General features: G+C 50.5%; 18 protein-coding genes. 13 read left to right on the forward strand and 5 right to left on the reverse strand.

Features of this window, described 5'->3' with window-relative positions:
* Window positions 1-84: 84 nt before the first annotated feature.
* Window positions 85-2,037: a GTPase family protein gene (locus GS601_RS12925; protein ID WP_162423705.1), complete on the reverse strand. Its 1,953-nt coding sequence runs from the start codon at window positions 2,035-2,037 to the stop codon at window positions 85-87.
* Between the two features lie 175 nt (window positions 2,038-2,212).
* Here GS601_RS12925 and GS601_RS12930 point away from each other — a divergent pair, with 175 nt between their 5' ends.
* Window positions 2,213-2,548 carry a hypothetical protein gene (locus GS601_RS12930; RefSeq protein WP_162423706.1) on the forward strand — a complete coding sequence of 112 codons (336 nt, stop codon included), beginning with the start codon at window positions 2,213-2,215 and terminating at the stop codon, window positions 2,546-2,548.
* Between the two features lie 110 nt (window positions 2,549-2,658).
* Here the strand turns inward: GS601_RS12930 and GS601_RS12935 are convergent, their stop codons facing one another.
* Both GS601_RS12935 and GS601_RS12940 read right to left on the reverse strand, forming a co-directional pair.
* A complete protein-coding gene (locus tag GS601_RS12935) occupies window positions 2,659-3,456 on the reverse strand; it encodes a DUF928 domain-containing protein (protein ID WP_162423707.1) in 798 nt (265 codons plus the stop codon).
* Between the two features lie 314 nt (window positions 3,457-3,770).
* Entirely contained in the window at window positions 3,771-9,212 is a 5,442-nt protein-coding gene (locus GS601_RS12940; protein ID WP_162423708.1) for a CHAT domain-containing protein, read from the reverse strand.
* A gap of 601 nt (window positions 9,213-9,813) precedes the next feature.
* Here GS601_RS12940 and GS601_RS12945 point away from each other — a divergent pair.
* The 12 genes from GS601_RS12945 to GS601_RS13000 all read left to right on the forward strand — a co-directional run bounded on the left by GS601_RS12945 (window position 9,814) and on the right by GS601_RS13000 (window position 20,396).
* The gene (locus tag GS601_RS12945) at window positions 9,814-11,547 is read left to right on the forward strand and encodes a CHASE2 domain-containing protein (RefSeq protein ID WP_162423709.1); all 1,734 of its coding nucleotides are present in this window, start codon (window positions 9,814-9,816) and stop codon (window positions 11,545-11,547) included.
* A 127-nt stretch (window positions 11,548-11,674) separates the two neighbouring features.
* On the forward strand, window positions 11,675-12,622 hold the full coding sequence (locus GS601_RS12950) for an RluA family pseudouridine synthase (protein WP_162423710.1): 948 nt from the start codon (window positions 11,675-11,677) through the stop codon (window positions 12,620-12,622).
* A 746-nt stretch (window positions 12,623-13,368) separates the two neighbouring features.
* A complete protein-coding gene (locus GS601_RS12955; protein WP_162423711.1) occupies window positions 13,369-13,893 on the forward strand; it encodes a phycocyanin subunit beta in 525 nt (174 codons plus the stop codon).
* Between the two features lie 111 nt (window positions 13,894-14,004).
* Entirely contained in the window at window positions 14,005-14,493 is a 489-nt protein-coding gene (gene cpcA / locus GS601_RS12960) for a phycocyanin subunit alpha (protein ID WP_162423712.1), read from the forward strand.
* 127 nt (window positions 14,494-14,620) lie between these two features.
* Window positions 14,621-15,508, forward strand: a complete 888-nt coding sequence (locus GS601_RS12965) for a phycobilisome linker polypeptide (protein WP_162423713.1) — start codon at window positions 14,621-14,623, stop codon at window positions 15,506-15,508.
* 70 nt (window positions 15,509-15,578) lie between these two features.
* Window positions 15,579-15,959, forward strand: a complete 381-nt coding sequence (locus GS601_RS12970) for a phycobilisome linker polypeptide (protein ID WP_162423714.1) — start codon at window positions 15,579-15,581, stop codon at window positions 15,957-15,959.
* 92 nt (window positions 15,960-16,051) lie between these two features.
* On the forward strand, window positions 16,052-16,282 hold the full coding sequence (locus GS601_RS12975) for a phycobilisome linker polypeptide (RefSeq protein WP_162423715.1): 231 nt from the start codon (window positions 16,052-16,054) through the stop codon (window positions 16,280-16,282).
* A gap of 11 nt (window positions 16,283-16,293) precedes the next feature.
* Entirely contained in the window at window positions 16,294-17,184 is an 891-nt protein-coding gene (locus tag GS601_RS12980) for a HEAT repeat domain-containing protein (RefSeq protein WP_162423716.1), read from the forward strand.
* A 51-nt stretch (window positions 17,185-17,235) separates the two neighbouring features.
* Window positions 17,236-17,901, forward strand: coding sequence for a HEAT repeat domain-containing protein (locus tag GS601_RS12985; protein WP_162423717.1), 666 nt, complete (start codon window positions 17,236-17,238; stop codon window positions 17,899-17,901).
* 3 nt (window positions 17,902-17,904) lie between these two features.
* A complete protein-coding gene (locus tag GS601_RS12990; protein ID WP_162423718.1) occupies window positions 17,905-18,741 on the forward strand; it encodes a phycobilisome rod-core linker polypeptide in 837 nt (278 codons plus the stop codon).
* A gap of 32 nt (window positions 18,742-18,773) precedes the next feature.
* On the forward strand, window positions 18,774-19,517 hold the full coding sequence (locus GS601_RS12995; RefSeq protein WP_162423719.1) for a phycobilisome rod-core linker polypeptide: 744 nt from the start codon (window positions 18,774-18,776) through the stop codon (window positions 19,515-19,517).
* A gap of 123 nt (window positions 19,518-19,640) precedes the next feature.
* Window positions 19,641-20,396 carry a phycobilisome rod-core linker polypeptide gene (locus GS601_RS13000; protein ID WP_162423720.1) on the forward strand — a complete coding sequence of 252 codons (756 nt, stop codon included), beginning with the start codon at window positions 19,641-19,643 and terminating at the stop codon, window positions 20,394-20,396.
* A gap of 352 nt (window positions 20,397-20,748) precedes the next feature.
* Here the strand turns inward: GS601_RS13000 and GS601_RS13005 are convergent, their stop codons facing one another.
* Window positions 20,749-21,222 carry a PPC domain-containing protein gene (locus tag GS601_RS13005; protein WP_162423721.1) on the reverse strand — a complete coding sequence of 158 codons (474 nt, stop codon included), beginning with the start codon at window positions 21,220-21,222 and terminating at the stop codon, window positions 20,749-20,751.
* 36 nt (window positions 21,223-21,258) lie between these two features.
* Entirely contained in the window at window positions 21,259-21,993 is a 735-nt protein-coding gene (locus tag GS601_RS13010) for a DsbA family protein (protein WP_238393248.1), read from the reverse strand.
* Window positions 21,994-22,102 lie beyond the last annotated feature (109 nt).

The raw sequence follows: 22,102 nt of genomic DNA on the forward strand, positions 1-22,102 counted from the left end.
CATCAGGACAAATCAAACAACGCTTTCCTAATCTTGCTTCCTTTCCTCTCCTTCAAGATGGATAAAGTCGAGCTAAGCCTGCGTTTAACCCTGGCGCTGGTAGCCGGGCTGATTGAGATAGTGATGAAAGCGGGTTTGAAGCTGCTCGATCGAGAGATGTTGTGCCCAATATTCGGTGAGCGCATGACCAAATGCCCAGGCTTGCCGATCGGGGGGGGCAGTATTTTCCAGCAACAGACTCCAGAGGGCTAGTAGGTCGAAGCTAGGGGGATTTGCCTGATCCACTGACAAAAGATTGTACAGGTCGTACGCCATTTGTAATTTGCCGATGACGACGGGGAGTTGCTCTACTGGAATTTTTTCAGCCAGGAGCAGGGCTAGGGTTGGCGATCCGGTCGTCAGGGTCGAGAGAAAACGCAGAATTGGACTTTTGAGGAAGGCAGCGAGTCCTTGAGTGGTCGCCATTTGGAAGGTGTAGCGATCGATGATGCGAGCGGCGGCAGTGGTTCTGGCGTCTAAGTTTCTGAGAAAGCGGGCGAGGCGAAATTGCTGGGCAGGCGCGATCGCATCTAAAAGGGCGATCGACAGGGCATCGATGCCCCAAGCGGTTCGATCTTCAGAGCCGGTGACGATTGGCAATATCAATGAGCAAGACTGCCCCAACACGTCTGCCCGGTAGTTCACGGCTTCCCGAATGGAGATTTCTTTCGCGCGATCGCCGATGCGCCAATCATACGGAGGACTCCATTCCCGCAGTGGACGCAGCCGATCAACCTGCGTAACGATACTGATAATCGGCAAATCCGACGCTTCAGACTTTAACTCATTCAAAAAATCTAAATCCATCTGCAAGGCTGGATCGAGCGCCGGAGTCGCCAGCAAAACCAGATCGGTATGGGTCGCATGATCGAGAACCTGATCACGGAGATCGGCGCGATCGACTTGTTCATAGCCGGGGGTGTCCCACAGGGTCAGCATTTCTCCCGTAGGCGTCTCCCACTGATACGCCTGGATTTTATCGGTTGATGGCAACGCATCGACCTGAGCGTTTGCCCGAACAAACAGCGTATTGATCAAACTGCTCTTTCCGGCTCCGGTGCGCCCGACCAGCATGAGATTGACAGGCTGTTGGGCAACGGTTTCGGGCGATGTTGCCCCAGCGATGATGTCTCGCAGGGTTTGAGTTTGCGTTTTGGGCGGGGTGCTTTGGGTAACGAGCAGATCTGATTTTGGGGTATTGCTGCCGCTATAGAGGGCGATCGCTTGTCTGGCTAAGTTTCGCAGGGCAGCTTCTCGTAAAAGCTGGTTCAAGTTTCCAAGCAATTCTTGAGTGGCGCGATCGCTGGTTTTTTGAGTCGCTGTTCTAGCCACTGCCACCGCCGGGTTTAGCACCCACTGCGCCCAAGTCCAGGCTTTGAGAATCCGCCGTGCCGACGGTTCTAGCTTTTGATAAACCTCGTAGGCTTGATATGCCTGCCCAATCGTGACCTGGTTGAGAACGGGCGACAGCCGCCCCATCCATTGATCTAAGTCGTCTACCGTGCCTCGCAGCAAGGTATAGGCTTGGGGAATATAGATGTTGAGCAACGGTTTTTGGGTTTGCGGATAGTAGATCTGTGCGATCGCTTGAATAATGCTTTGGCAGCGCATCCAAAATACGTTCCAGTCTTCCCACAAGGGCGGATCGCTGCGCGACGCATCCAAAATTGCCTGGACTTCGGTTTCTATCGTTTGGCTCAATTCGTCAGGGTGGCTCAATCTGTCGGGGTGGTCTAATCCGTCAGGCGAGGCAGGGGTGAGGGCTTCGCTAGCGTCTTGAGAAAGCTCAGCAACGGCGGCTTCGACTTGCCGTAGGGCAGGCTGCGTCCACCGGACAAGCAGCCATCGCCATCCAACAAACAAAAGTCCGACGATTGCCCAAATCCAATTAATGTTCCACTCGTGGATCTGGAGACCAGCAGCGATCAGCAAAAATCCGACGACCAGTACGATCGGAAGCCCTAAAACCGCCCACTGCCAACGCTGTAACCGCACCATAACGCCTTTCCTGATTTCGACTTCTCCATGGTAGGAAATTCGCCCATGTCCTTTGCGGTTCGTAATGAAACGAAGGGATGTAAGCAGGTAAACGCCAGGAGGGGCATCTTAAAAAAGTAGCCTCTTTATACCCATTGAGCTATAACCGTGAGTGAGATTTGAGGAGAATTAGGACATGCGATCGCTATTAAAACTAGTCGGCTTTGGATTGCTCCTGCTTGGGCTTTACTTTTTAGGACAAAACGTCATTGTGGCGACGCAGGGTTCGGTCTATTGGTGGCGAGGGATTCCTGCTACCGGATCAGTCTTAGCCGTGATGAGCGGAGTCTTTACGGTACTATTTGCGCGATCGAGCGCCAAGCAATGGGGGTGGCTGTTGATCGGGCTAGGCATGATTTTGGCATTTTTAAGCGGTGGCATTGTGCTGAAACCCATGAGCCTATGGGCGTTTTCCCTAGCGTTTGCCTCGTTTGCTGGCGGATATAAGCTGATGACGACCGGGCGCATCTGAACCCGCGTTGGTAATCGTTAACGTGAGTTCGACCTCCTCTTTTCCTTTGTTGCCCAACCGCCCGCAAACCCATCGCGGGCTAGTTGAGGAAAAGAGCTTTCACCATTGCATTAGAATCGCCGCACAATCGATGCCTCTCGCTCAGCCACAGCCTTCGGATTGCCGCCCACCTGAACCAGCAACGACTTTAGCTCAGCCCTGAGCGCCGCATTACCCGGATTTCCTTGATTTGCCCGAATCAGTGCATCGAAAGCATCGTACCAGATGCCTTCATCGGCAAAGCTCACCGCTTGATCAAAATCAGACTGATCCGCCACTTTTTGAAGCAGCATTGGCTCATCAACTCGTTCTACAAAGCTTCTAGCGTAGACCTCACCAGAAACCCCTTTGCACGCCAGCAAGACAGCCCAACGGTAAGTTTTATCAGGCTGCAATGCGATCGCCGGGGGAAGAGTGATGCGAGACACTCCAGAATGGTAAATCTGGATGGTGCGGCTAAAGATGGGTTCTGCCAGATCTGGATCGGTCATGATGAACTGAGCAGAGACGGGGCGCTCAGTCGTTGTGTGCCAGAAAAAGGTGGGGTTGGCGGCGGTTGTGTACAGCCCTTCGTTGGACTTGGGCACAAGCAGCGTCATGGTGGTCGGCACAGAATCGTTGCCGAAGTCGCAGGTTGTACTGGCTGGAGCCGTGTCGAGGTGTCCTCGTCTGCCTCCAGAGAGGGTACTGCGGATTGTGCCTAGCTTTCGTTTGGGTGTCCACCGAACTCGTTGAGAGGGCGCAGCAGTGGCAGTCTCCCCTATCTGAAGCGGCTGAGAGAGCTTCACCTTAGTTGGAACAGCCGCGATCGCAATTAAACTTGTCACGGCAAGCGGGGCAAAAAACCGAAGCAATCTGAGTGTAGTCATAATCTAAAGTATTGAGGTGTGATACGGTACACGACCTGCGGAATGCCAATCGCCAAAAGCAGAAACCAAACTCTGTTGCGTTTTTCTAGGAAAGCCGTAGGATAAAAGCCTCGCAGAGGTTGCTCATCAGGATGAACCGGATGGATTGTTGAGCTAGCGAAAGGGGTCTTTAAACTGAGAAGGCTGATTGGTCAAGGTCTTCGTCTAAAGCATTAGTTTACCTTTACCGGAGGAGTAACTGACCAGCCGGATTTTTAAGAAATGAGTAGAAAATTAAACAGGTTAAATTTTTTGCTCGAAGTGAATTGCCTGCCTCACCACGGATTTCCAACCAGGGTAAAAGCCGACCAGTAGAACGGATGGGTAAACAGAATCGTTCCAGGCTTCGGAATGATTTTCTGCGGCAATGACACAGATTTTTGGCTGGTGATCAGCTTGCCATTTTCAATGCGAACGGTGCCGTTTTTGAGGGCAAGTTGGGCACGTCTGAGGGCTTCTGCGCGCGTTGGAGCGGTTTGCAGTTGCACATAAAATTCGCTCATGAGAGCGAGCGTTCCAATGTCTGAAACAGTCCACAGGCTCCCCATGACCGACCGAACCCCGGCGGCGGTTGCCAGCCCAGCAAAGCCTAATTCGGCATCCGAACTTCCGATCGCAGTATCGCAGGCACTTAAGACAAGCAGTTCTAGCGGCGGATTTGCCCAGCCAATCGATTGCATTTGGCTAAGATTAATGCGAGAGTTCCAGAGTTGAATGTAAGACTGGCTAGGCGCTCCGGCATTAAATTGAGCATGAGTTGCCAAGTGGAGAATGCCAGGATTTTCGACTTTTTTCTGACGTAAGAGTTCTTCGAGGGTAAAGTCTTGATTGAGAAAGTGTTTGCCTTTCCAAAACTGTTCGCTCACCAACTGCAATTCTGTAGGGACGGCAGGCAAGGGATCAAGCGCTGAAAACTGGTCTGCGCCCATGGCTAAAAGGGTGCGATCGCGCAGGTCAGTAATATCGCGATCGATCAGAGAAACGCTAGGAATCACCGAAACCGTATAGCGATGAATAGCGTGGTCTTGTTGATCTGAAATGGCTGCGATCGGAACCGTTCTGAGTCCTTCATCAAAACAATAAATCAGGCTGGTAATATTCTGACGTTTTAGCTCTTGCTCTAAGGGTTGCAGGAGCCAACCATAGAGTTGTTTTGCCAGTGCCACATAGCCTGTCTCATCATCGACATCAGAAACAGCTAAGCGAAACAGTTTGGCTTGCTGAATGATTTGAGCACGAGTTGCATTGGTTGAATAGCGAATGGTTGTTCCAATGGGGGTGACTAGCACGAGATCTAACCGATCGTCATCTCGTTTGAGCTTCGATCTCAAAAAGGGCGTGAGCGGTTCGGCAGACTCTTCGTACCGCTCGCCAGTTTGGGGTGCTGGGGTAGTGCTTTGAGAGGTAAATATGGCATAGACAATCACCGAGCGGACATCTTTTTGCCGTTGAACTTTGCCAAGAGTAGCTTCAACATCTTGTAGTCTTAGTTTCGGGGTGCTATTTAGCCCGTAGTATTGCTCATAGTCAGTACTAAGTGATTGATCTAGCGTTGCCACAAGCGACAACGGACGTGGAGCTTCGGCAGGGGATTTTGTTTCTAAATTAGGTTGGTTCTGACCCGTCAAATCCCCTGGATTAATTGGCTCTGGGGGCTGTGGCGGAGCAGGAGACACCGGAGCAGACGAAGGCAACAGATCTGACTCGAAAGCGCCAATATCAATGCTAGTTTGCTGAATGCGAGGAGCGCCTCGTTGGTCGGTTGAGGGTGCAACTGTGTTGTTGCCTGCATTAATAGCAGGGCTTCTAGCTAACAGAGCATGAGTTTGAGAAAACCCGCCGTTATCTGCCAAGGCATCCAGTAGCGGATCAAGGGGACGAGTTGCTGTACCCACCAGTGTGCTTGTTGTAAAGCCCGTGCTTCCGTTGCTGATGCCGATTAAGTTAGTGCCGCGATCGCTAACGTTTCCTGCAACATCAGGGCTGATCGCATTTCGATTGCCAGCAACGATCGTATTTTGAAGCTGAACAGTCCCCAAACTGTTGAAAATTCCTCCCCCTAATTGATTTGCCTGGTTGTTCGTCAGCGTATTATTTCTAATCACTGTAGCTCCGCCACTATAAATGCCACCGCCCGTAGTCGCCGCGTTTCCAGAGATAGTGACGTTGGTTAAATTCAGCGGAGTAGTGCTAAAGATTCCACCCCCAAATTGAGCCGCAGTATTTGCGGCGATCGTGCTGCGATTCATCGTTGCGCTACCGGCTGTAACTGCGGCTCCTCCTCCCTGCTGGGCTGTGTTGTTTAAAATGCTGCTTTCTGAAATGTGTAAATCGCCAACGCTGTAGATGCCGCCGCCATCACCGTTTGCTGTGTTTCCTTGAATTAGCGATCGCGTAATTGTTGTCTCTGCACCCGCATAAATTCCTCCGGCAGCGCCGCTTTGTGCTCGATTACTTAGAAACCGAGAGTTGGTAATTGTCAGGGCAGTTGTTTTATCTGTTCGCAGCCCACCCGCTTCGTTCTCAGCGATATTTCCCGAAACCACGCTATTGTTGATCGTGACAGAATTACCTAATGTATTGTTGATTGCACCACCAATAGCAGAGCGGTTATTGAGCAATTGGCTACCTGTAATAAACAAATTCGCGTTTGCTCCAGCGTTTTGAATTGCGCCTCCTCTAGCGTTAGAATTTCCTTCAGCTACGTTTTGCGAGAGCGTGCTAGTTAAAATTTGCAGTTGCCCATGATTGCTGATGCCGCCTCCCTGAATCACCGCGCGGTTGCTCGACACGGTGCTATCTACAATGGTGAGATTGCCGCGATCGCTGTTGTGAATTCCACCGCCATTTTGCCCCGATTGGTTTCTAGAAATATCGCTGTTAATAATCGTTGTGTGATCGCTCAAGTGAAGCCCACCGCCATTGGTTGCCGCTCGGTTTTGGGAGATTGCGGTGCTGTCGATCGCGGTCGTTCCAAAACTGATCAGCCCGCCGCCATTGGTTGCCGCTTGATTGTTGAAAATAGTGCTGTTTGCGATAAACAAATGGTTGCCGCTGGTGAAAATGCCGCCGCCTTGATCGAGCGCAACATTTCCTGAGATCACGCTGTCATGAATATTGACGAAACGATCATTAAACACTGCGATCGCGCCTCCTTTGCGAGCACGGTTATTCGCAAACTCAGTTCTTGAGATCGTCAGTTCAGACGTTGGCTCATTATTGGCAAGCCCACCGCCCTGCCCTGCGCCCGTTGTGGCACTATTATTTGACACTGTGCTGTCTGAAAGAATGAGCGTAGCTTGGTTGTAGATGCCGCCCCCATCTTGACCAACCGCATTGTCGGTAATGAGACTGTTTGCAATCGACATCACGGCTTCATTTTTGATTCCGGCACCAGTGTGATTAGCGATGTTATTTTTAACAGTTGTGTTGCGAATAGTGGCGACGCCAAGATTGTAAATTCCGCCGCCATTGATACCCGAACGATTGCCAAAAATTTGGCTATCTGTAACCGTTAGATTCGTCTGATCGTTGAAGATTCCGCCGCCATTGAGATTAACCGTATTGTCTGAAATAATGCTGTTGGCAATCGTCGCGCCCCTGTTTTGAAACAGCGAAACTCCGCCAGCATATTCAGCCGTGTTATGCGAAATGGTGCTATTGGCAATATTTAGTTTTGCACCAAAGGTGCTCTCAACCCCGCCCCCGGCGATCGTTGCCGTATTGTTAGACACGATGCTGTCAAACAGGTTGAGAGTGCTAAAGGTTTGGCTTGAGATGCCGCCACCGTAGGCTGCCTGATTCCCAATCACTCGGCTGTTGAGCACCGTAAGATTAGAATTTTCGCCAACAACATAAATGCCACCTCCGGCGCTGGTTGTATGCCCACCCGTAATCGTGAGATTCTGCAAGGTGGAGGTCACGTTGTCCTTAACTTCTAACACACGAGCCGTTCTGCTTCCATCTAGGGTGGCTGTGGGCGCGCCTTGGATGTTGACCGAGCGATCTAGCACGAGGGGAGTGCCGCTATAGGCTCCTTCCCCCAAACGGATGGTACGGTTGCCATTCACCTCACCGATCGCATTGATTGCATTCTGAATCGAGCTACTAGGTGCATTGGTTTCAGGAGCAACTTGATTGAGATTAAAAGTTAAATTGCCAGTGCTGCTGAGATTGATCGAGGCATGACCTGGATGAATGAATCGTCGCCCGGTTAGCGTTAACGCCGCCGTTCCCCCTTGTGTTTGGTCGATCGAATCCGTTAGTGTAATATCTCCATGTCCGTTTTTTCCATTGGCAGTTGTAATGGTGATGTTGGTTCCATTGTCCAGAGCAGATGCGATCGCAGTTGGGTCAATTGTTCCTATCGCCGTAGCCGGGTCAAACATGCCCGATATTGGCGCGCCTGCCCCCCCTTTGACAATGTTGATATTCGATGGATCGAGCAGCCAAGATGCGGCGCTAACCCTTGCACCAGTGACATCTAAACTGCTTTTGCCTGATGTTTCAACGTGTCCGCCTTGCGCCACAATTTTTCCATGAAACCGGGTTGCCTCATCTGCCCAAAGCACAATGCTCCCGCCCTGACCACCCTGAAGCGGATTGGCAGAGATTTGAGTGTCTGCATCACCAAACACAAACCGAGCGCGGGGCAACGTGCCGGTTCCTTGAGGATCTCCTCCGATCAAAACGGTGCCGCCACTCGTAGGGGTTGAAGCGTTAAGTTTGGCGTTGAGCAGCGCGATCTTGTCTCCAACAATTTGGATCGATGGAGGATGAAGCGTCGGCTTGGACGATGCAACAGAGAGGACGCCGCTTGTGGCTGTATCGGGGTTTTGCGCCGCGACAATCGCCATGCCCCGCTCTACCGAAATTGGAGGTGATGATGGCGTTAGCTTGATCACACCATTTTCAATTTTGAGACCCGTAGCATTGCTCAATGCTCCACCGGTGAGCAACTCTGGCAATACTGTTTCCGTTGTCGTTCCGGTTGCAAAATGTTGAGTTTTGTCAATTGGCAAATCTAGACTTAGCAGACTACCTTGGGGTGTTAGCCGCACAATTCCTTCAGTGGGGATCGCCGCGATCGCAATCGTTCCACCCGGTGCGCTTAGCATGCCTAAGTTGACGATCGTTCCCCCAAACAGCGTCAACGACTGCCCTTGACCCACTGACAAGGCTCCCTGGTTGACAATCACACCCGCATTTTGGGCAGAAAAGGCAAAGCGGTCGGGCACCCCCATCAGCGTTGCATACTGATTAGCACCCACGGCGTTAAACCAAGCGCGATCGCCAAACCCAATTGCCGTTGCCGTTGTTGCGTAAAACGAAGCTGGGACATTCAGTTGAGCCGTTGCCCCAAACACAATACCTGCCGGATTGACCAAAAATAAGGTTGAGTTGCCACCTGTAACCTGAATTAAGCCATGAATAAGAGAGGCATCGCCCCCCACCACACGACCCAAAATATTTTGAATCGTTGGATTGGAGATGAAATGAGCAATCTGCTCGGCGGAAAGATTGAATCGATCAAAGCTATGAAACAGGTTGTCTCCTGCTTGCGTTCCTCCCCTGATATCAAGCTGATTGCCCTGAGGGGTAATAGTAGTCCCCGTTCCGTCAGAAGCTGGGGTAATCGATTCTGCCTGTGCACTTTCACCCAGAGCAGTAAACAAGACCCACAGCAGAACAAAAGCTGCTCGATGCAGGTTGGTCATAAACGGCGATCGTAACCTCAAAATGATGAACTCTTGAGCGATAGGTGCTAATGCTGCGTTGCGATCACTAAGTACCTGTTTAGTTTGATGTTTAATTTGAGTTTTGACCCGTGCTGATGCCTTGTCAAGTAGCGATTTTTCCGGTATGTCTACTCATTGCCGATTTTAATTCTTAGGCATTTTAAGCTTATAGTTTTAATCTGTTCAATACTATTTTTAATACGATGATGATCGGCTGCAATGGCGGCGATTCTCATAAACTGATGCGTCTGATGCGGCACTGTGGCTCAACTTTGTCAATCAACATTAAACAATCTCTAGATTATGGAACTTTAACACAAGTTCGTGCCTTGCTTTAAGATCCCTTTTGGAATGTAATTCTCTGAAACAGTTTGGGCAAGAGCGTCGATTTCAACGTGCTTTCCCCTTGAAGAAATAATTGCAAGGAAAAAGAATAATGACAAAGAATTTGCATAGCCTATACTGAGTAGCAGATTTTAGACACTCTGGAACGCTAGATGGAATCAATTGTGCTTCTAGCATCGATTTTGCTCTAGCGCCAGATACCTCAGAGACCTAAGCGCCGATGTCACAATCCACTATGAAATCGAAGTCTGCCCATCTGGTTCGTACACGGGGACAAAAATTTTTATGGAGACACCGAGTCTTAGTGTTGTCTGGCTTGGCAGCAGCAGGATGTATCATGCTGATCCGTGATTTGGGCGGGTTGCAGAGTTCTGAACTAGCCGCGTTTGATCGGCTCTTGCAGATGCGCCCTGTAGAACCGGTTGACGATCGCATCGTGCTTGTAGGCTTTAATGAAAACGACTTTCAGACCTTGGGCAGCGCTCAAATTCCGGATCAGACGTTAGCTAGGGTGCTAACCAAAATCAAAGCGCAACAGCCTCGCGTAATTGGGCTAGATCTTTATCGTAATTTACCGACTCAACCGGGCAACAAAGCCTTGCTCGATGTGTTTCAAACAACACCCAACCTGATTGGAATTGCCAAAATTATCGGCAGTAAAAATGGTAACGATGTCGCCGGGCATCCGATGTTGGTTGAGAGCGATCGCATTGCGGCAAGTGATGTGGTTCCTGATGTTGATGGGCGGGTGCGACGGGGCGTGTTGTTTGTCAATAGTGAACCGCCGCTCGTGGAAGGACTGGGGTTGAGAATAGCGTTAGAGTATTTAGAGCCTCTAGGCGTGACCCCAGAAGAGAGTTCTAATGATTTTCGCCTCCGGGGCGCTAAATTTCCCATGTTTAGCAAAGATGATGGGGGATATGTCAATGCAGATGACGGGGGCTATCAAGTGTTGCTCAACCCGCGCACACGGCGACAACCGTTTAAGATGGTTGCTGTGCGAGATATCTTAGATCAAACCGTGCCTTCAACCACGTTTCGCGATCGCATTGTGTTAGTGGGCGATATTTCCGCAGGCAATTCAGACATTTTTTTTATGTCGTACAGTAGTGCGACCGGTTCGGCTCCGGTTCCCATTTCCGGAATGGAACTGCACGCTACCCTGACAAGCCAAATTTTGAGTACGGTTCTAGATGGGCGTCCGTTGATTCGAGTCTTGCCAAAGTGGGTAGAGTGGAGTTTGATCGCCCTGCTGGCTTATTCTAGTGCATGGATTGGAGCGCGGCGGTTCTTCCACTTCTATAAAATTACGCTGACGCTCTTGTTGGCGGGGGCAATTTTTCTTGCGTCTTTCGGGGCGCTGATGCTGGGCTGGTGGTTGCCGCTGGTGCCGATGTCGCTCGCCATCATTCTTGCAGGGGCAACGATGATGACGTTTGAGGCACAGCAACTTACCGTTTTGTCTAATCAAGACCCGTTGACGCTGCTGGCAAATCGCCGCATGTTTGATGAAACGTTGCATCGAGAATGGTCTCGATCGTTGCGATCGCAAACGCCGCTCGGAGTGATTTTATGCGATGTAGATTATTTCAAAAGCTACAACGATACGTATGGTCACTCAAAGGGCGATCAGTGTCTCCGGATGATTGCAAGTGTGCTAAAAAACTCGGTGAAGCGTCCTACCGATTTGGCGGCACGCTACGGAGGTGAAGAGTTTGTGATTCTTTTGCCCAACACAGATGCCCATGGAGCGCTGCGGGTGGCTAAAGTGGTGCAGTCGCAGATGCAGGCGCTAGCAATTGATCACAGTGGTTCGTGGGTGTCTCCGTTTATCACGTTGAGTTTGGGGGTTACAAGTATCGTGCCGACCGCCGATTTATCTCCTGAGGTCTTAGTTGACGTGGCAGATGCCGGATTGTATGAGGCAAAGCAGAAAGGGCGCAATCAGGTTGTGCTAAAACTGCCGTGAGGATTCTAAGCTAAGAATTCTAAGCCTGAGGGAAGTGAATAGGGTGAGTCAGAAATCGGAGCGATCGTGGCTAAAAATGGAGTTCATCGCTGAGAATGAATAAATTGTGTCAGAGGCTCTAGAACCCTTGTCTTCGCAGATTGAATTATATGTTGACGCGCCTCATGAGCGCATCGATCGCTTTCTGGCAGAACAGCTACCAGATCTGTCGCGATCGCGCCTCCAACACCTGATCGAACAAGGTTACGTTTTGGTCAACGGTCAGGTCTGTACGTCTAAAAAGGTAGATGTGCAAGACGGCGATCGCATTCACATCGAGGTTCCAGATGCCCAACCTCTGCGGCTTGACCCAGAACCTATTCCGCTGGATATTCTCTACGAAGACGATTCGCTGATCATTATCAACAAACCTGCGGGATTGGTTGTGCATCCATCTGCGGGGCACGAATCGGGCACCCTGGTTAATGCTTTACTTGCCCACTGCACAACGCTACCGGGAATTAATGGAATTCAGCGTCCAGGAATTGTCCATCGGTTAGATAAAGACACAACAGGCGCGATCGTAGTCGCCAAAACAGACCTGGCGTTTCATCATTTGCAAGAACAGTTCAGGCTGAAAACAGCCAAGCGTGATTATCTTGGCATTGTTTACGGCGCACCGAGATCTGACACTGGCACGATCGATCACCCGATCGGGCGGCATTTAGTAGATCGGCAGAAACAAGCCGTTGTGCCAGAAGAAAAGGGCGGACGGCGCGCCGTAACCCATTGGCAGGTAAAAGAGCGGTTAGGCAACTTTACGCTAATGCAATTTGAATTAGAAACTGGACGAACCCACCAAATTCGAGTGCACAGTGCGTTTATTGGGCATCCGATCGTTGGAGATCCGACTTATAGTTCTGGACGCTCGATCAAAATTAAGTTGCCGGGGCAAGTGCTTCATGCGTGGCGGTTGAGGCTAAAACATCCGATAACAACCGAATGGGTAGAAGCGATCGCGCCCTTGCCTCCCTTATTTACAAAGGCGCTAGAGCTATTAAGACAGCGATCGCTTCGGAGTGGTACCCCCTACTAATTCATTTCTCTCCCTACATTGCTGCCATGCTTAGGGGTCATGCTTTGCCTCGTGCTTTTGCTTTTATCGCAGCAGTATTCCCTCTTCCGCCTATGCCTATTTGTAAATTGAGCACTTCGACTACTTGATTTCTGCAAAAATCGCGACGAAACTTGCTGCCCCAGGCAAACTTAATAAACTGAAACATATTCTCTGAAGAATTACGTTACAATCTGTCACCAAAATTTACAGAGTTCATAATTCTGAAAACGCCTGAAATCTCATAGTGAAGAGATTTACACCGATCTAAAGAAAATATTAAATCAACAAAACTTCATCTAATTAACACCACTCTCCTCAGAAAATCGCCAAAAAACGCTTCAAGTTTCCGCCAGATGTCTAGAGTTTTAGGCATTCTGCGATTTATTTCCTTTAACTTGATATAAATCAACAACTTGTAACAAATAACGGCTCTACTGCATTGTATAAAGTAAACCTGTAGGGGGAACCAACAAAAGAAACCCATATAGAACACCTGCTGATTAAGATTCTGCTTTCCTTATAGAAATGTGACAATTTCTCATAATTTCTCAGAAACTTCAGTTTTGTAACCTAACTAGTGCAACACTGATTTAAGGGATGCCTGATTAGCAAGTGAGCGGTTTCCAATCCTTCCCGCTAGTTTTCGTACCCCAAATGGCTTCAGATCCACCTTCCAGTTCTGAACCAAATCCGAACTCAAACCAAACATTTAGGAGAAGTCATCCATGCTAGATGCATTCGCTAAGGTTGTCTCCCAGGCTGACGCCAAAGGTGATTTTCTGAGCAGCGGTCAATTTGATGCGCTGAACAACATGATCAAAGAAGGCAACAAGCGCATTGATGCAGTTAACCGCATCAGCACCAACGCTTCGTCCATCGTGACTGACGCCGCTCGTGCTCTGTTTGAAGATCAGCCTCAACTCATTCAGCCCGGTGGAAATGCTTACACCAACCGTCGTATGGCTGCCTGCTTGCGCGATATGGAAATCATTTTGCGCTATGTGACCTATGCGTTGATGGCGGGTGATGCTAGCGTTCTGGACGATCGTTGCCTCAACGGTTTGCGTGAAACCTACCAAGCTCTTGGCGTTCCAGGTGGTTCGACCGCTGCTGGCGTCCAAAAAATGAAGGATATTGCCGTCAAAATCGCAAATGACCAGAATGCACCTGGCATTAGCCGTGGCGATTGTAGCTCCATCATGTCTGAGCTATCAAGCTACTTCGATCGCGCTGCTTCTGCGGTTGCCTAAGGCGATTGCTTCTCTGTGAGCATTGTGCCTCAACCGGCTAGACACTAACCGGCTAGACATTGTTTTCACCAAACCTTTGCAGGACACACTTTTTAGGGAGATAACCAAACAATGAAGACCCCAATTACCGAAGCGATCGCAGCAGCAGATACCCAAGGTCGTTTTCTGGGTAACACCGAATTGCAGGCCGCAAATGGTCGTTTTGAGCAAGCTACGGCTGGTTTAGAAGCGGCTCGTGCCTTAACCTCTAATGCACAAAGCTTGATCGACGGTGCCGCAAACGCTGTTTACCAAAAGTTCCCGTACACCACCCAAATGCAGGGTCCTCAGTACGCTGCTGATTCCCGTGGTAAGTCTAAGTGCGCTCGTGACGTCGGTCATTACCTGCGGATGGTTACCTACTGCTTAATCGCAGGTGGTACAGGTCCGATGGATGAGTACTTGATTGCTGGTTTAGACGAAATCAACCGCAGCTTTGAGCTTTCTCCTAGCTGGTATGTTGAAGCGCTTACCCACATCAAGTCGAATCATGGTCTCAGTGGTCAAGCGGCTAACCAAGCCAACACCTACATTGACTATGCAATTAACGCCCTGAGCTAATCTTCAGGTGCTGTGTGCCCGGAGAAATTAGCGAGTGTTGGCAGAGTGGCTAACAGTTGCTCGTTTTTCCGGGCATTGTTTTTCTTAAGTTTGATTAAGAAGTTTATTGTTGTGTTGGGGGACAAGCATGGGCGGCTTATTAGTAAACAACTTGGCAGCAGCCGGACCGTTAGGGCTGTCTGCATTTGATGATTCTTCGAGAGTAGAGCTACGACCAGACTGGACAGAAGCCGAATTGCAATCCGTCTTTCGTGCGGCGTACCGTCAGGTTTTGGGTAATGACTACATCATGAAGTCAGAGCGCTTGGTCTCGGCAGAGTCATTGCTGCGGCAGGGCATGACCACAGTACGGGATTTTGTTCGGGCGATCGCAAAGTCTGACCTGTATAAAAGCAAATTTTTCTACCGCAACTCAAACCAACGGTTTGTTGAGCTTAACTTTAAACATCTACTCGGTCGCGCGCCCTACGATGAGGCAGAGTGGGGATACCACACGGGGCTTTGCGAAGAACAGGGTTACGATGCTGAAATCGATTCCTACATTGACAGCATGGAATACGAAAATAAGTTTGGCAACAACGTTGTTCCGTATTACACCGGCTTTCAGGTGGAAGCGGGGGTGAGAACCACTGGCTTTACGCGCATGTTTCGGTTGTATCGCGGGTATGCCAGCAGCGATCGCGGCAGTATCGGTGGTAAATCTCCTCGCCTCACGCGCGAACTTGGGCAAAACTTTGCCTCTAGAATTGACAAACCTTCGGGTGGCGGTAGTGGAGCATCGGGCTGGAAACATGCGGCAATTCCTGATGATGCAGCACCGAGAAAAGCCCTCGGTGGAACCCAGCAGGAAAGCGGGCGGGTATACCGCATTGAGGTGACTGGAATTTTGCAGCCTGGTTATCCTAAGGTGCGTCGCAGCAGCAGCGCAATCTTAGTGCCCTACGAGCAACTCTCCCAAAAACTTCAGGAGATTACAAAGAAGGGCGGCAAAATTGTGAACGTATCTCGCGCTTAGTCGCAACATTCGGGAGGCATTGTCTGTCTCCCCAGATGCCCCATGGATCTCACTACAGGAGCAATAAATTATGTTTGGTCAAACTGCACTGGGCAGTAGCAGGCTAAGTGGTGCTGAAAATCGCATGTTTCGCTACGAAGTTGAAGGGATGCGTCAGACTTACGAAAGCGATCAACTCGGCTACCCGATTCGCACAAGCGGCAGTTTCTATATCACGGTGCCCTACAGCCGGATGAATGACGAAATGCAGCGGATTTTACGGATGGGCGGCAATATCGTCAGCATTCAGCCTGTAACCCTAGATGGCGACAGCACTGCGAAGATGCAAGCTGCTACGGCTAACCAAAACTTGGAAGCGAAAGGGAAAAGCAAAGCGACGGGAGCTCAACAAACGACCCAGGCAAAGTCCAACGATGCTCCCCCGCCCCCTAAAGAGTCGCCCGATCGCTAACTAAGGGCTGGCTCTCTGGTGTCGATCGCGTCTCCTAATTTGATTTGCCGATTTTAACGTGTTTACTATTCATTCGTTGAGGAACTGAAGTTATGTTTGGTCAAACAACCGTGGGTTCTGGTGGCATTTCCTCATCGGCAAGCCGTATGTTTCGGTTTGAAGTGGCTGGATTGCGTCAGAACGATGAAACCGATAAAAACAGCTATGAGATTCGCAATAGCGGCAGCATGTTTATCACGGTTCCCTATAGCCGCATGAGTGACGAAATGCAGCGCATCAGCCGTTTGGGTGGAAAAATTGTCAATATCGAATTGATAGGTTAATGCTGCACGTCATGGACTCTCCGAGCAAACAACCCGATCTGGCGAATGTTCAATTTCTAGCGACGGAACAAGCGATTCCTCCGGAAGCTCACGAAGCGATTCCTCCGGAAGCTCACGAAGCGATTCCTCCGGAAGCTCACGAAGCGATCGCAAACCTGCGCCACGAAGATTTGAGCATTCGTTATTATGCGGCGTGGTGGCTTGGTAAGTTTCGAGTACGCGATGTGGTCGCCGTAGATGCCCTGATTGCGGCACTTGATGATGACGCAAATCGTACGGCGATGGGTGGTTATCCCTTGCGGCGTAACGCAGCCCGGGCACTGGGTAAACTCGGCGATAAGCGGGCAGTAGCGGCACTCATTCGATGCCTCGACTGCTCTGATTTTTATGTACGCGAAGCAGCAGCGCAAGCACTTGAAGCGCTCGGTGATGCAAGCTGCATTTCCGCTCTCCTCAGTTTGCTAGACGGCGGGGTAGATGCTGCCCAGTTTGCACCGGGTCTTCCCCATCTGGTTCAGCCTTACGAAGCAGTGATTGAAGCGCTCGGCACGCTGCACGCGACGGAGGCGGTAGAGCAGATTCGTCCCTTTGCTGACCATGGAGTTGAGCGAGTTCGGTATGCCGCAATGCGATCGCTCTACCAACTCACCCATGACCCCTACTACGCCGAGCATTTGGTGGGGGCACTCAGCAGCAGCGAGGTTCAATTGCGTCGCTCTGCCCTAGCGGATCTAGGCGCAATTGGATATGTGCCGGCGGCTAGTGCGATCGCTCAGGCTCCTGTCGAGAATAGCTTTAAGCTCCTCGCGCTCAAGGGCTTGCTGGGTCATCATTTAAGCGAAAATGATGCTCACTCTGAAGCGGCGATTCGCCTGATGACGCTGATGGATACGCTGCTATAGAACGGGGAGGATCTTCGTTCCCGTTGATGATCTTTATCCTGTCTCTGCTCCATGATTGCCACCGATCCTGCTATCGAACCTTTGATCACCGCGATCGCCCAGGCGGACTCTCCCGCAACGCTGATTGGCGCTGTCCGAGCTTTAGCCCAGACGGCATCACTCAGCGCCATTCCAACGCTAATCGAGGTGCTGGGATACAACAATCCGGGTGCCGCATCGGTGGCGGTGGCAGGATTGGTGCAGATGGGTGAGGCAGCCGTGCCATTGTTGCTAGAGCAGATCGATGACTACAACTATGGAGCCAGAGCCTCTAGCTTACGAGCACTCGCTGCGATCGCAGACCCGCGCGCTTTTGAGGTGTTGCTAGAGGCGGCGGCAACTGATTTTGCACCCAGCGTCCGGCGGGCTGCCATCAAAGGATTGGGCACTCTGCGCTGGCAGCCGCGTGATCTAGACGGTCAGCCGTCGATTCACGATCGCACGGTTTCCACCTTGCTGCTTGTGTCCCACGATTCAGATTGGACGATTCGCTACGCTGCGATCGCGGCGTTTCAGTCTTGGATCTTCACTCTTCAGAATTGTTCTGAAACAACTGATTTGACTCGCCAAGCCCTCGAACGGTTAGAGCACCTGCGCCAAACCGATGAGGATGAAGTGGTCAGAGCGCGAGCCTCAATGGCTCAACACCAGCTTACGATTGTCCCCTACGCACAGTGATCTATGCTGCCCTTACTTGAAGTTAAGCCAAAAACTCAAAACCAGCGCGTCAACGGCTACGACGTGATAGACGAAGATGATCCGATCAGGTATCGCTTGGCGGACGCCCAAAGCCCAGAAGATGTCGATCGCGTCATCTGGGCAGCCTATCGTCAGATTTTTGCTGAGCAGTTGATTTTGCAAAGCTATCGTCAGAAATTCCTCGAATCGCAGTTGAGAAATCGGGCAATTAGCGTCGCCGATTTCATTCGCGGCTTAGGAAAATCAGACGTTTATCGTCAGCTAGTTGCCGATACTAATTCCAACTATCGATTGGTCGATATCACCCTCAAACGCTTTTTGGGTCGCTCGTCCTATGGGCAAAGCGAGCAACTTTCTCAATCGATCGTGATCGCAACCCAAGGATTGCACGGGTTTATCGACTCAATTCTCGATGGCGAAGAATACCGCGAAACCTTTGGAACCGATATCGTCCCGTTTCAACGGCGGCGGATGGAAGGTCGCCCCTTTAACTTGGTCAACCCTCGCTACGGCGACTACTGGCGCAATCGCTTGCTGTCGATGGATTTGGCAACCCGTTCTTACTATCAAGTGCGGACCTATAGCGCGGGAAATCTAGACAAGCAAGTAATTCGTCGAGCCATTCCTGCGAATTTCTTGAGCATGGCGCAAAGCCTCTCGACCCCCCAATTAGATTCGCAGCGCCACGTAGCGCGGGCAACCTCTAGTGCGATCGCTGTGCCCGATACGACGCACAAAACCACGACGCCGACCCCCACCCTTCGTCGGACATCCGTGGCGTTGCCCTACCGCTATATTCCCTCGAATGCCAAAGTCTAAACCTGTTCTTGTTCTTTCTCCTGCCTTAACTTATGCCTATTCCTCTCCTTGAGTACAAACCGTCTACGCAAAATCAGCGCGTCGAGGGCTACGAAGTTCCGGGCGAAGATACGCCTTACATCTATCGGTTAGAAAACTGCACCGACCAAAGCGATATTGCTGACCTAATTTGGGCAGGCTATCGCCAAGTGTTTAGTGAGCATGTGATCTTAAAAAGCAGTCGTCAGACGAATTTGGAATCGCAGCTTAAGAACCGAACTATTACCGTTCGTGACTTTATTCGCGGTTTGGCAAAGTCTGAAACCTTCCGCCTTTGGGTGATTGAGAAGAACTCTAACTACCGGTTAGTGAACCTGACTCTCAAGCGGTTGCTCGGTCGCTCCTCCTACAATCACGAGGAAGAATTGTCGTGGTCGATCAAGATTGCGACTCTGGGATGGGATCGCTTTGTCGATGCGATCGTCGATAGCGAAGAATACTCCCAAGCGTTTGGCGATACTACGGTTCCTTACCAGCGTCGTCGCTATAACGATCGTCCGTTTAACCTGGTGACGCCCAGCTACGCCGACTATTGGCGGGATCAAGAAAGCACCAACCGCTATATGTGGGGCGACATCGCCAACTTCCGCGACATGGCGCGATCGGTGACGGTAACGCCAGTGCAGTATACGCCGGTGTCAACCGCAAATATTGCCATTCCCGACATGACCCGCGATCGCGCTGTCTCTGGCACGGCAGCCTCAATTAGCACCGCTTCGGGTTTCCCGTTGCGCTAAACCTGGTGTTTGCATCCTTGACACGGGATAATCGTGACACGGGATGATTAGTGTTACGCTTTGGATTAATACATCCATTCTCTAATCCATACCTATCCTTTATATTACGGGGGAAATTCTGGCATGGCATTGCCCTTACTCGACTACAAGCCTACAACTCAAAACCACCGCGTTAGCACCTTTGGCAAAGCGGATCGAAACGAAGATGCACCCTACATCTATCGCATAGAAGAAGTCGGTTCTTCGACGGAAATGGAAGCTCTGATTTGGGCGTGTTATCGCCAAGTGTTTAGCGAACATGAAACCTTAAAGTTCAACCGTCAGATCACGTCTGAATCTCGTTTGAGAAACGGTGTAACTACCGTTCGCGGATTCATTGCCGAATTGGCAAAGTCTTCCCGGTTTTACAGCACCGTGGTTGAAGTTAACAACAATTATCGACTGGTGCAAATTTGCCTCAAGCGCTTTTTGGGTCGCGACTCTTATAACAAAGACGAAGAGATTGCTTGGTCGATCAAAATTGCGACCAAGGGCTTTGATGGCTTTGTGGATGAACTGCTCAGCAGCGAAGAGTACACGATGGCGTTTGGGGACTACACCGTCCCTTATCAGCGTCGCCGCATGGAAGGTCGCCCGTTTAACTTGGTGACGCCTCGCTATGGTGAAGATTTCCGCGCCAGTGCCGGAACGGTGAAAACCGACTGGCAGTTTGTGGTCAGCAACTTCTCTGCTAAGAAATTCCAGGAGCGGCAGTTGGCAGAAGGCGATCCGCGCCGGTATCGCGATATGGCGGCTTCGGTTTCTACCAAAGGTAATTATGCTCAGAGCGTCTCTGCTTCTAGCATCGACTACCTCAATAAAGTTCCTCGCAGACGATAACGAGAGATTCGTTCGTTTGTAGCGTTGTAACTAGCGTTCTAACTTGGGTTTGATTTTTATTTGTATCGCGATTAGCGCTAGGCGCAACTCCGGAGGAATCGTGGAATGATTCATTCTAGGTGGCGATATAAATAAAGGTCAGACCCAAATTTTATGCGGATTTAATGGGCAACTAAAATCGCACCCGCTCGATTCACCGATGCGGCTGAGCGGGTAATGCAGTTGTTTCAGATAGGTTAACCTTTGGTTTCTACTCCATGCCCTCTAATTTTAGGGGTTGAGCAGGTTAGGGGTTGAGCAGGTTGAGGAGTTGACGATCCAACAGATCGCCATCAGCAGGAAAGCGGCGACGCTAATTGGTTGGCTTTAGCTTTGTGAGTTTTAGCTTGAACAACCCACCCGGAGTTTCTCCAAATGCCTTAACCCGAACGACGTACTCCCCCGTTTTGGTGATGCGGGTAAACAGCAGCGAATTCGTTGTCCCATCTGGGCCGTCATCGTTTTCAGCCACGGTCGCCCCCTGACTTGTCATCAACGCGACGATCGTATCAAAATTGTCGGAGACTAAATCGATTGCAATTTGATCCCCGGTTTGCAGTTGAATTGAGTAATCTCGCGCAAAATTCCCTTGACCCGTTGGAATATCAGATTCGGACAAGCGATCGCTGATTTCTTGCCCTGGGGTAAGGGGAATGGGCGCGTAGATGCGGCTTTGCTGTGGAGGCTTTGGGGTGGGAGTGGGTTTTGGCGGCTGTTGAGCCACGGCGGGTAGCAAGATCAGCGTGGGTAGAACAGAGAGTAAAGCGGTCAATCGTTTTAGGGTCATCGTCTTTGTTAGATCGGCTTAAATCGTCAGGCAGGTTTATTTCACTTGAGCCAGAGTGGTTTCAAGCTCAGCTAGCTCAACCGCCCCAGAGAAAGTGCGCCCATTCATCACAAAAAAGGGCGTGCCTTCGATGCCAAGTTTTTCGGCGAGGTCAACATCGGCAGCGATCGCAGTTTCGACGGCTTGACCCGTGCGATCGCGATTAAACCGCTCCATCTCTAAGCCCAGCTTTTTAGCCGTCTCGACGTAGAACGTTTCTCCCAACTTCTGTTGTTGGGCAAACAGCGCATCGTGAAACTCCCAAAACTTCCCTTGCTCTCCGGCTGCCCATGCGGCTTTAGCAGCAGGCAACGCCTGAGCATGAATGCTGGTTAACGGAAAGTGTTTATAGACTAAGGTTACGTTACTACTATGCTTTGTCATGAACTGTTTCAGCGTTTTTGAAGCGGTTGCACAGTAGGGGCATTGGAAATCAGAAAATTCTACCAAAACCGCTTTACTTTGTGTTGCACCTTTAGTTGGCGATTTTCCAATCACCACTTTCGGATTCTGCTGTAGAGTTTGAATAAACGACTGTTGTGCTTTGCGTTGGTCGTCTTGTTGTTGCTTCTGATACGCTTGCACCGATTCTAAAATTACTTCTGGATGCTTGCGAATAATCTGTAAAACCTGCTCCTCCATTTGAGGGTTGATTGCATTGTCTGCGTTGACCGATCCCGAACAGCTAAATAGTGCCAAACTCAGCAACACTACTCCTGCAAGGTGTTTCATTGTTCTCATCGTCCCCAGCCTTGTTGGTTGCGCGTGGTGCATCTGAAATATAGCTCAAATAGGCGGCGGGTTGGGAAGAGCCGCCTGCCTCTTCGGCTCTGCTTTTTCA

Origin of the sequence: Myxacorys almedinensis A (assembly GCF_010091945.1) — a bacterium.
GTDB classification, from domain to species: Bacteria; Cyanobacteriota; Cyanobacteriia; order Leptolyngbyales; family Leptolyngbyaceae; genus Myxacorys; species Myxacorys almedinensis.